We start from the raw sequence: 10830 nt of genomic DNA, 5'->3' as shown, positions 1-10830 counted from the left end.
CCCGCGCAGGAGGCGGCCGCGGCGCGCGCCCGGCGCTCGAAGGTGCTCGCGCGCAGACGCCGTACCACCGTGATGCTCTTCGTCGCCTTCACGCTCGGCGCGGTTGTCGCCGCCGTCGGCGGGCTCGCGTTCCTCTGGGCGCCCGGCGTGCCCGCCGTCCTGCTGAGCGGGTACATCGCGTATCTGCGCACCCAGGAACGGCGGCGCTTCGCCTACCAGATGGACCGGCGCCGCGCCGAGGCCGCGGCCCAGCGGCTGCATGAACGCGCCCGCCAGCCGCGCCGCCGCGCGGCCACCGCCGAGGCGGACGCCGACGAACCCGAAGAGGGGCATGCGCAGGGAACCGACCCCGGGCTGTCCGCACTCGCCGCCGACCGGCGGGCCCTGGTCGAGCAGACCGACCACGCCGAGTGGGTGGACCAGCAGCGCGAACGGCAGCGGCGGCCCGGGCACGGGGACAGCTGGGACCCGGTGCCGGTGCCCCTGCCGACGTACGTGACCGCGCCGGTCGCTCCGCGCGCCACCTCCGACGTGGACCTCGGGGCGCCGGACACCTGGAGCTCGGCCCGCTCGGGCCCGGTCGCCCGCGACCAGGAGGCACCGGCCGAGCAGAGTGCCGAGCGCGACGCCGCGGCGCCGGAGGCCGGCGAGGAGGACAGAGCGGACGACGACGGGCGCTGTGACGCCCGCCGGGCGGCCTCCGCACGGCGGGCGCGCGAGCGGGGCCGCACACCGTTGTTCGACCAGTACGAGGACGGCGACCGGCCGAGGGCCGCCAATGAGTAGACCGCCCGCCCGACCTGTGACGCTGCCCCCGGGCGGGCCGGATACGGATTTCCGGGCACCCGGATCGGGGTGCTAGAGTTTCACTCGTTGCAAGGGCCTGTGGCGCAGTCCGGTAGCGCACCTCGTTCGCATCGAGGGGGCCAGGGGTTCAAATCCCCTCAGGTCCACCGCAATGACAAACCCGGGGAAACTCGGGGGAGTTGAGAAGATCCCGTCCGATCGCAGATCGGGCGGGATCTTTGTGTTGCGCGCGGCGCGCACAGCGCGTGCCGCGCCCCGCGTCTCAGGCGTCGAGCCGCTTCGCGAAGCAGCGGCTCTCCTCGTGGAAGCGGTAGTAGCCGAACTTCTCGCAGGGTTCGTAACCGCTGGAGGTGTACAGGGCGATGGCCTCCGGCTGCTTGGTGCCCGTCTCCAGGACCATGCGGATGCGGCCGGCCCTGCGGGCGTCCTCCTCCAGGGCGGCGAGGATGCGCCGGGCGAGGCCGCGGCCGCGGGCCGTCTGCGTCACGTACATCCGCTTGAGTTCGGCGTCCCCGTCGGAGTTGCCCTCGCCGTTGGTGTCCTGGGCGCGCCAGCCGCCCGTGGCGACGGGGGTGTCGCGGTCGTCGTAGACGACGAAGTAGACGCCGTTGGGGGGCTCGAAGTCCGCCGGGTCGAGGGGGGTGGCGTCGCCTCCGTCGCCGTAACGGACGTGGTACTCGGCCTGGACCTCGTCGTTCAGCTTGACTGCGTCGGGGTGGTCGAAGGAGACCCGGCGTATGTTCATACAGTTAACCGTACACCTATGCAAGATCGCGATTATCGAATTCTGGACCACGTCCAGTGTGCCGGTATCGTGCCCGCGTGTTCACTGTGACCTCCGTCAACGTCAACGGCCTGCGCGCAGCCGCGAAGAAGGGCTTCGTGGAGTGGCTCGCCGGCACCTCCGCCGATGTGCTCTGTCTGCAGGAGGTGCGCGCCGAACCGCATCAGCTGCCCGAGCACGTGCGCACGCCCGACGGCTGGCACGTGGTGCACGCGCCCGCCGCCGCCAAGGGGCGGGCCGGTGTCTCCCTCTACACCCGCCGGGAGCCCGACCGCATCCAAGTCGGCTTCGGCTCCGCGGAGTTCGACGCCAGTGGCCGCTACGTCGAGGTCGACCTGCCGGGCGTCACGGTCGCCTCCCTCTATCTGCCCTCCGGCGAGGTCGGCACCGAGCGCCAGGACGAGAAGGTCCGCTTCATGACGGAGTTCCTCGCCCATCTCAAGGCGCTGCGTGAGCGGGCCGCCGCCGACGGCCGCGAGGTCGTCGTCTGCGGCGACTGGAACATCGCCCACCAGCGGGCCGACATCAGGAACTGGCGCGGCAACACCAAGAACTCCGGCTTCCTGCCGGAGGAACGCGAGTGGCTGACCCGGGTCTTCGACCCGCAGGACGGCGGCTACGTCGACGTCGTCCGCGCCCTGCACCCGGAGGTCGAGGGGCCGTACACCTGGTGGTCGTACCGGGGGAGGGCCTTCGACAACGACACGGGGTGGCGCATCGACCACCATGTCTGTACGCCGGGCCTCGCCGCGAAGGCCGTCAAGGCCCAGGTCGAGCGGGCGGCCACGCATGACGAGCGGTGGTCGGACCATGCGCCGGTGACCGTGGTGTACGACCTCTAGGGCCTGTTTTTCGGATCAGCTTGGCGTCGCCGGCCCTGGCACGCCCTCCCCCACTGCCTCAAGGGCGTGGGGTGCCCCCAGCGGCGCACGCTCCAGACCCCCCTCGGGCCGGCCAGGACGCGCCGTTTCCTTCAGCCGACCCGATCCGAAAGACAGACCCTAGCGCCGGTCCTCGCGGCCGGGCCTCTCGCGCTGCTGCAGCTGGCGGTCCATGGCCAGGGACATCTCCGCCTCCACCACGCTCCGGGCCAGGGGGCGCAGGCGCTGGAGGTCCTTTTCCTCGCCGTGGCGCAGGACCAACTCGGCGAACATCTCGGCCAGTTCGTCGACGTGTTCGCGGACGCGGGCGCCGGCCGCCAGGACCTCCGCGAGGGGGATGCCCTCGCGGACCAGGGCGGAGGAGACGTCCAGGAGGCGGCGGCTGATGTGGACGATCTCGTCGCCGTCGGTGCCCAGATAGCCGAGGTCCAGGGCGGCCGCGAGGTTCTCCGGGGTGACCTCGCCCTCGAATCGGGCGGCGAGTTCCTCGGGGGTGAGGCGGACCGGCTCCTCCTCGGTGGGGTTGATGCCCAGCAGGTCGGCGACGTCCCGGCCGTGGTCCAGGGCCTCCGCCAGTTCCGCGATGCCGGTCAGGGTGTGGCCGCGCTCCAGGAGCGCCGCGATCGTGCGCAGGCGGGCCAGGTGGTGCTCGTCGTACCAGGCGATACGGCCCTCGCGGCGGGGCGGCGGGAGCAGCTTGCGTTCTCGGTAGAAGCGCAGGGTGCGCACTGTGATGCCGGCTTCCCTGGCCAGTTCCTCCATGCGGTACTCACGCTTCTCGGTCACCACCGCACCCTATGGCGTACCGCCGGTAACTTTCCCGGGCGACCCCCTACCCATGAGTACGTCGCTGCTCTACGCTCCCATTGCGCCAGTATTCACTGGCGGAGTCGTGTGGGAAAGGGCATCGGCATGACCGAACACGAGCATGTGCGGGTGGCGGTGATCGGGTCCGGGTTCGGCGGGCTGGGAGCCGCCGTGCGGCTGCGACGCGAGGGGATCACCGACTTCGTCGTGCTGGAGCGAGCCGGCAGCGTCGGCGGCACCTGGCGCGACAACAGCTACCCCGGGTGCGCCTGCGACGTGCCCTCCCACCTGTACTCCTTCTCCTTCGCGCCCAACTTCGACTGGCCGCGCACCTTCTCCGGGCAGGAGCACATCCGTGCCTACCTGGAGCACGTCACGGACGTCTTCCAGCTGCGCCCGCACATCCGCTTCGACTGCGAAGTGAAGCTGATGACCTGGGACGCCGAGCAGCTGCACTGGGACATCGAGACCAGCAGCGGACGGCTGACCGCGGATGTCGTCGTCTCCGCCGCGGGCCCGCTGTCCGACCCGAAGATCCCCGAGATCCCGGGCCTCGACTCCTTCCCCGGCAAGGTCTTCCACTCCGCCCGCTGGGACCACGACTACGACCTGCGCGGCAAGCGCGTGGCGATGGTGGGCACGGGCGCCTCGGCCATCCAGATCGTGCCGTCCATCCAGCCGCAGGTCGAGAGCCTCACCCTCTTCCAGCGCACCCCGCCCTGGGTCATGCCCCGCGTCGACCGCGCCATCTCCGGCGCCGAGCGGGCCCTGCACCGCACGCTGCCCTTCACCGCGCGGGCCCGCCGCGGACTGCTGTGGGGGATCCGGGAGCTGCAGGTCCAGGCGTTCACCAAGCACCCCAACGAACTCGGCTTCGTCGAGCAGCTGGCCAAGCGGAACATGGCCCGCGCCATCAAGGACCCGGCCCTGCGCGCCAAGCTCACCCCCGACTACCGCATCGGCTGCAAGCGGATCCTGCTGAGCAGCACCTACTACCCGGCGCTCGCCCAGCCCAACGTCGACGTCGTGGCCAGTGGCCTGAGCGAGATCCGCGGTTCGACCGTCGTCGCCGCCGACGGCAGCGAGGCCGAGGTCGACGCGATCATCTTCGGTACGGGCTTCCACGTCACCGACATGCCGATCGCCGAGCGGATCGTGGGCGCCGAGGGCAAAACGCTCGCCGAGGCGTGGAAGGACGGGATGGCGGCCCTGCGCGGCGCCACCGCGGCCGGGTTCCCCAACTGGATGACCATCATCGGACCCAACACCGGCCTCGGTAACTCCTCGATGATCCTGATGATCGAGTCCCACCTCAACTACATGGCGGACTTCGTGAAGCAGCTGGACGTCCTCGGCGGCCGAGCCGCCCTCGACGCCCGGCCGAGCGCCGTCGCGGGCTGGAACGCCCGGGTGCAGGAGCGCATGAAGCGCACCGTGTGGAACACCGGCGGCTGCACCAGCTGGTACCTCGACGCGAACGGCCGCAACACCACCATCTGGCCCGGTTCGACCACCGAGTTCAGGCGGGCCACACGCCAGGTGAACCTCGCGGAGTACGAGGTGCTGCGCGCGCCCGCCCGGCCTGCCGAGGACGCACCCGTGAAGGCGACGGCGGAGGTGGAGGCGTGAGCCGGCTGATGCACGTCAAGACCGGGCCGTACGCCCCGCCCGCGCCCGCCCGCGAGCTCGTCGCCGTCTCCTCCGACGGGGCCCGTGTCCACGTAGAGGTGCACGGCCCCGAGGGCGCGCCCGCCGTCGTCCTCGCCCATGGCTGGACCTGCTCGACCGCCTTCTGGGCGGCGCAGATCCGGGACCTCTCGGTCGACCACCGGGTCATCGCCTACGACCAGCGCGGCCACGGACGCAGCCCGGCGAGCCGGGTGTGCAGCACGGAGGCGCTCGCGGACGACCTCGAAGCCGTACTGAGGGAGACGCTGGCGCCCGGGGAGAAGGCCGTGATCGCCGGTCACTCCATGGGCGGCATGACGGTGATGGCGGCGTCGGGCAGGGCCGTCTTCCGGGAGCACGCGGTCGCTGTTCTGCTGTGCAGCACCGGTTCCTCGCGGCTGGTCGCCGAGTCGACCGTCGTACCCATGCGGCCGGGACGGCTGCGGACCTGGCTGACCAAGCACATCCTCGGGGCGCGGGCGCCGCTCGGGCCGGTCACGCCCGTCGCGCGCCGGATCCTCAAGTACGGGACGATGGGACCGGGTTCGGCGCCGCACATGGTGGAGGCGTGCGCGCGGATCGTGCACGCGTGCCCCACCAGGGTGCGGCACGCCTGGTCGCAGGTGCTGGACCTGCTCGATCTCGACCACGGGGTACGGGAGTTGAGGGTGCCGACGGTCGTGGTGGTCGGGACCGCCGACCGGCTCACCCCGCCCGTGCAGGCGCGGGCGCTGGTGGCCGCGCTGCCCAACTGCGTGGACAGCGCCGAGCTGCCGGGGCTCGGCCATATGACGCCCGTCGAGGCGCCGGAGCTGATCAGCGCGAAAATCCGGGAACTCGTGGTGACGTACGCAACGATCAAGGAGGGCGCATGAGCAGGGTCAGCCTCGAAGGACAGGTCGCCGTGGTCACGGGCGCGGCGCGCGGGGTCGGGGAGCTGCTCGCGCGCAAGCTGTCCGCGCGCGGCGCGAAGGTGGCGCTGGTCGGACTGGAGCCGGACGCCCTCAAGCAGGTCTCCGAGCGGCTGCACACCGACAGCGACCACTGGCACGCCGACGTGACGGACCATGTGGCGATGGCCCGCGTGGCGCAGGAGGTCAAGCAGCGCTTCGGGAAGGTCGACATCGTCGTCGCCAACGCGGGTGTCGCGACCGGCGGGCCGTTCGTGGACTCCGACCCGGAGTCGTGGCGGCGGGTGATCGAGGTGAACCTGATCGGCTCGGCGGTGACGGCCCGCGCCTTCCTGCCGGTGCTGCTGGAGAGCCGGGGGTATCTGCTGCAGATCGCCTCGCTCGCGGCCATCACGCCCGCTCCGATGATGACCGCGTACTGCGCCTCCAAGTCCGGTGTGGAGGCGTACGCGCACAGCCTGCGCGCGGAGGTCGGCTACCGGGGCGTGCGGGTCGGGGTCGGCTATCTGTCGTGGACCGACACCGACATGGTGCGCGGCGCCGACCAGGACGAGGTCATGCGCGAGCTGAGGCAGCGGCTGCCGTGGCCGTCGAACAAGACGTATCCGCTGAGCCCGGCCGTGGACCGGCTCGTGGCCGGCATCGAGCGGCGTGCCGGCCATGTGTACGGGCAGTGGTGGCTGCGCGGGATGCAGGGTGTGCGCGGCTATCTGCCCGGGGTCATCGGAACCGTCGGCCAGCGTGAGATGAAGCGGTTCGCGACCCGGTTGACGGGTATGCGCACCGGGCTCGTCGGCGCAGGTGGGGCGGCGGACGAGGAGTCGCGCGCTACGCAGCGTAGTTGATCGAAATGCGGACGGTGTCCGCCCGTGTGAATCTGGTCGAGGCCCGATCAAGGGCCTTTCCCCTCACCCTCCGGGAGTGAACCCACATGGGTATGAAGGACCAGTTCCAGGACAAGGCCGAGCAGATGAAGCAGCAGGCCAAGCAGCGGGCCGAGCAGGCTCGCGAGCAGGGCCGTGAGCGTGGCCAGCAGGGCCAGGAGCGCGGCGAGCAGGGCGGCGAGCGCATGCGCGACGAGGAGTCCCAGCGTCGCGAAGGGCAGGAGCCGCTCGACCAGGACTTCGACATCTGACGTCGGCCTGCTGAAGTGATCGGAAAGGGTGCCCCGGCGGGGCACCCTTTCTCATGTGCTGCTTGTCAGCACGCGCCGCTGCTCATGCGCTGCGCGGCGGCAGCTTCGGGCGTGAGCGGTCGGGGAGGTCGCTGTAGTCCGGCGGGGTGGCAGGGGGGTTGGTCTCCAGCAGTTCCACGGCCAGTTGCACCGCGTCGTCGAGCTGGGCGTGGCGGCCCTCGGCCCAGTCCAGCGGGGTGCGCAGGATCTCCAGGTCCGGGGTGACGCCCTGGTTCTCGATGCCCCAGCCGTACGCGTCGAACCAGGCCGCGTTCATCGGCACCGTGATCACCGTCCCGTCGCCCAGCCGGTGGCGTCCGGTCATGCCGACGACACCGCCCCAGGTGCGCTGGCCGATCACCGGGCCGAGCCCGAGGAGTTTGAAGGCGGCCGTGATCATGTCGCCGTCGGAGGACGTGGCCTCGTCCGCCAGCGCGACGACCGGGCCGCGTGGGGCGTTGGAGGCGTACGACACCGGCTGGGCGTTCCGCGTCAGGTCCCAGCCGAGGATTTTGCGGGTCAGCTTCTCCACGACCAGTTCGCTGATGTGGCCGCCGGCGTTGCCGCGCACGTCGACGATGAGTGCGGGCCGCGACATCTCCATGCGCAGATCCCGGTTGAACTGGGCCCAGCCGGAGCCGCCCATGTCGGGGATGTGCAGATAGCCGCAGCGGCCGCCGCTCAACTCCCGCACCACCGCCCGGCGTTTGGCCACCCAGTCCTGGTAGCGCAGCGGCCGTTCGTCGATGAGCGGGACGACGGCCACGCGGCGGGCGCGGCCCGGCTCGCCCTTCGCGGGCAGAAATGTCAGCTCCACCGTCGTACCGCCCGAACCGGCCAGCAGCGGATACGGGCCCCTCACCGGGTCCACCGGGCGGCCGTCGACATGGGTCAGTACGGCACCTTCCCTGATGCCGGTGCCCGCCAGCGGCGAACGCGCCTTGGAGTCCGAGGAGTCGCCGGGCAGGATCCGCTTGACCACCCAACCCTCCTGCCTGCACACGAAGTTGGCGCCGAGGAGGCCCTGGCGGCGCTGGTAGTGCGGTGGCCCCTCGTTGCGGCGGGCGGAGGTGACGTAGGCGTGGGAGGTGCCCAGTTCGCCCAGCACCTCGCGCAGCAGGTCGGCGAAGTCGTCGGGGGACGCGACCCGTTCGACCAGTGGACGGTACTGGTCGAGGATCGCGTCCCAGTCGACGCCGCCCATCCCCGGCTCCCAGAAGTACGCGCGGATGAGCCGGCCGGCCTCCTCGTAGGACTGGCGCCACTCCGCGGCGGGGTCGACCTGGTGCAGGATGCGGCGCAGATCGATCCAGACCGTGGTGTCGCCGTCGCCGGACTCCGTGGAGGGGACCGCCCGCAGATCGTCGTCGTCGACCACGACCAGTCGGCTTCCGTCGCCGCTGAGGGCGAACCAGTCGAGGTGGTCGACGAGTTCGGACTTCTTCGCCTTGCTGATGTTGAAGTACTCCAGCGTGGGGCGGCCGGTCGTGTCGTCCGGGTTGGCGAAGGTCTCGCCGAGGGCGCCCGAGATCGGCCAGCGCAGCCAGACCAGGCCGCCGCCCGCGACCGGATGGAGCGCCGAGTACTTGGAGGCGGTCACCGGGAACGGGGTGACCCGGTTCTCCAGCCCCTCGACCTCGACGGTCACCGCGCCGTCGCCGCTCCCCTCGTCGGCCAGCGGGTCCAGGCCCCCGGCAGCCGGACGGCCCTCCGGGCTCAGGGCGAAGGGGGAGGGGGTGGCGGAGCTGAGCGGCACCAGATAGGGGCGGCAGCCGAGCGGGAAGGAGAGGTCTCCGGTGTGGACGTCGTAGACCGGGTCGAAGCCCCGCCAGGACAGGAACGCCAGATAGCGGCCGTCCCGCGTGAACACCGGGTTCTCGTCCTCGAACCGCCCGTCGGTCACGTCCACGATCAACCGCTCACCGCTCCCGCCCCCGGAGATCCGCGCCATCTTGATCTGCCGCAGCGACCTGCCGATCCCCGGGTGCGACCACGTCAGCCAGGCCCCGTCCGGCGAGAACGCGAGGTCGCGCACGGGCCCGTTGATCGACCGGATCAACTCGACCACTTCACCGTCCCGGTGCCCTGCCGCTCCAGCGGCTACGGCATCCCGGCCCCCCGACCCTTCGGGGGGCACCCCGTCGTCCCGGTGGCGAGCCTCGTCAGCGTCCGTTGCGCCGTCCCGGTGCCGTGTCGGCTCGACGGACCCCACGCCGCCCGGTTCCTCGGCCGCTACGGGGGCTGTCGCGCCGTCCCGTTGCCGCGCCTGCTCGGCGTCCGCCGCGCGGTCCGGTTCCGGCGCCGCCTCGGCAGTCGCTCCCTCGTCCTCGCCCAGCGACCCCTCGACGCCCACCCCCTCGTCCCGGCCCCCTGCCCCCTCCGTCCAAGCATCCGCACCCCCCGTCCCGTCCGCCACGGTGATCAGCAGAAGTCGGCCGTCGTGGGAGGCGATGGCGAGGCGTTCGCCCTGGGGGTCGGAGGCCAGTTCGAGGACTCGGCCCAGCTTGCCCGAGGCGAGCCGGCGCGGGGCGCGGGGCCCGGAAACGCGAGGAAGGTGGGCGATCTCGATCGCGTCCTCGCCCTCGGCGTCCGTGACGTAGGCGACCTGGCCGGCCGAGCCGAGCATCTCCGGCAGCCGGACCCGTACGCCCGGGGTGTCGGTGATGGTGCGGGCCGGGCCGTCGCGGTGGGTGAGCCAGTACAGACTTCCGCGTACGACCACGGCGCTCGCGCGGCCCGTCTCGTCCACCGAGATGCCGTCCACGTGCTGGGTGGCCGGGACCTGGTAGGAGCGCCGGCCCGCGCGCGGACCGCTCAGCCGTACGTCGAGGCGGCGCGGTTCGGAGTCGGCGGCCAGGTTGTCGACGATCCACAGGTCACCGGCGCACTGGTACACCACCCGCGTGCCGTCGCTCGACGCGTGCCGGGCGTAGAACGCGTCGTGGTCGGTGTGCCGGCGCAGGTCGGTGCCGTCGTAGGTGCAGGAGTAGAGGTTGCCGATGCCCTCGTGGTCGGAGAGGAAGGCGATCCGGCCGCCGACGAACATGGGGGAGTGCAGATGCCCCCGCAGATCGGGCAGCAGCCGCTTGCCGTGGAACCAGAGGCGGCCCATGGCGCCGCCGCGGTAGCGCTTCCAGGAGGCGGGCTCGTGCGGCGGGGTGCCGGTGAGCAGCAGCGTCTTGCGCTCCCCGTCGAGGTCGGCGACCTGGATGTCGGAGACCGGGCCCCAGGGCAGCTTGCGGCCGGGGTCGCCGTCGGGGGAGACCTTGTAGGCCCAGGTGAAGTAGGAGAACGGCTCGCCGTGCGAGGCGACGGCGAGAATCGTGCCCCCCACGGCCCCCGTTCCTGCCGCGCCCCCGGCGCCTCCTACGCCCCCGGCGCCCCCCGCGGCCCCCGCGCCCCCCTTGTCTCCCGCCGGCGGCGCCCACCCGCACACCTGCGTGTCCGCCGACCCCCAGTGCGTGAGCTGCCGTCCGGGTCCGCCGTCCACGGGCACGACGTGGATCTCCGGCACCAGGCTCCACCAGCTCGTATAGGCGATGTGGCGGCCGTCCGGCGAGAACCGCGGATGCCCGATCTTCGTCCGGTCGACGGTCAGCCGCCAGGCCCGGCCCGGCCCGTCGAGCGGAGCCAGCCAGAGGTCGTCCTCGGCCACGAAGCACAACAGGTCACCGCTCAGATGCGGCAGGCGCAGATAGCTCACCTCCCCATGCTTTTCCGCCGAATGGGGCCGGGCAACTCGTAGGCCCGGTCTTGCGTGTCCTTCTTATGGCTCCTTCCTCACGGGACCCCTTCCTT

9 protein-coding genes and 1 tRNA gene are annotated in these 10830 nt (G+C 71.8%); 7 read left to right on the top strand and 3 right to left on the bottom strand.

Annotated elements, in window-relative coordinates; genetic code table 11:
• Together sepX and JYK17_RS36555 are read left to right on the top strand one after the other, a co-directional pair.
• Positions 1–786 (top strand): divisome protein SepX/GlpR (gene sepX, locus JYK17_RS36560; protein WP_222812072.1); only part of this gene is annotated, 786 nt, incomplete at its 5' end.
• A 93-nt stretch (positions 787–879) separates the two neighbouring features.
• Positions 880–953, top strand: a tRNA-Ala gene (locus JYK17_RS36555).
• Positions 954–1069: 116 nt separating this feature from the next.
• Here the strand turns inward: JYK17_RS36555 and JYK17_RS36550 are convergent.
• The gene (locus JYK17_RS36550; protein WP_108008402.1) at positions 1070–1552 is read right to left on the bottom strand and encodes a GNAT family N-acetyltransferase; all 483 of its coding nucleotides are present in this window, start codon (positions 1550–1552) and stop codon (positions 1070–1072) included.
• Between the two features lie 77 nt (positions 1553–1629).
• Here JYK17_RS36550 and JYK17_RS36545 point away from each other — a divergent pair, with 77 nt between their 5' ends.
• On the top strand, positions 1630–2433 hold the full coding sequence (locus JYK17_RS36545) for an exodeoxyribonuclease III (RefSeq protein WP_181362374.1): 804 nt from the start codon (positions 1630–1632) through the stop codon (positions 2431–2433).
• Positions 2434–2592: 159 nt separating this feature from the next.
• Here JYK17_RS36545 and JYK17_RS36540 read toward each other — a convergent pair whose 3' ends face one another.
• Complete coding sequence (locus JYK17_RS36540; protein WP_164932370.1) at positions 2593–3234, bottom strand: MerR family transcriptional regulator; 642 nt, start codon at positions 3232–3234, stop codon at positions 2593–2595.
• Positions 3235–3384: 150 nt separating this feature from the next.
• Here JYK17_RS36540 and JYK17_RS36535 point away from each other — a divergent pair, with 150 nt between their 5' ends.
• From JYK17_RS36535 to JYK17_RS36520, 4 genes are all read left to right on the top strand, one after another.
• A complete protein-coding gene (locus JYK17_RS36535; RefSeq protein WP_222812071.1) occupies positions 3385–4908 on the top strand; it encodes a flavin-containing monooxygenase in 1524 nt (507 codons plus the stop codon).
• The gene (locus tag JYK17_RS36530; RefSeq protein ID WP_108008398.1) at positions 4905–5822 is read left to right on the top strand and encodes an alpha/beta fold hydrolase; all 918 of its coding nucleotides are present in this window, start codon (positions 4905–4907) and stop codon (positions 5820–5822) included. The genes JYK17_RS36535 and JYK17_RS36530 overlap by 4 nt, the downstream gene beginning before the upstream one ends.
• Positions 5819–6703: an SDR family oxidoreductase gene (locus JYK17_RS36525; RefSeq protein WP_108008395.1), complete on the top strand. Its 885-nt coding sequence runs from the start codon at positions 5819–5821 to the stop codon at positions 6701–6703. Before JYK17_RS36530 ends, JYK17_RS36525 begins: the two co-directional genes overlap by 4 nt.
• Positions 6704–6789: 86 nt before the next feature.
• Entirely contained in the window at positions 6790–6993 is a 204-nt protein-coding gene (locus tag JYK17_RS36520) for a hypothetical protein (protein WP_108008393.1), read from the top strand.
• Between the two features lie 82 nt (positions 6994–7075).
• Here JYK17_RS36520 and JYK17_RS36515 read toward each other — a convergent pair whose 3' ends face one another.
• Positions 7076–10735, bottom strand: coding sequence for a S41 family peptidase (locus tag JYK17_RS36515; protein WP_222812070.1), 3660 nt, complete (start codon positions 10733–10735; stop codon positions 7076–7078).
• Between the last annotated feature and the right edge of the window lie 95 nt (positions 10736–10830).

Origin of the sequence: Streptomyces plumbidurans (genome assembly GCF_019857225.1) — a bacterium.
Classification (GTDB): domain Bacteria; phylum Actinomycetota; class Actinomycetes; order Streptomycetales; family Streptomycetaceae; genus Streptomyces; species Streptomyces plumbidurans.
Note: the sequence above shows the minus strand (reverse complement) of the source record. Positions and strands in the feature narration are given on the sequence as shown.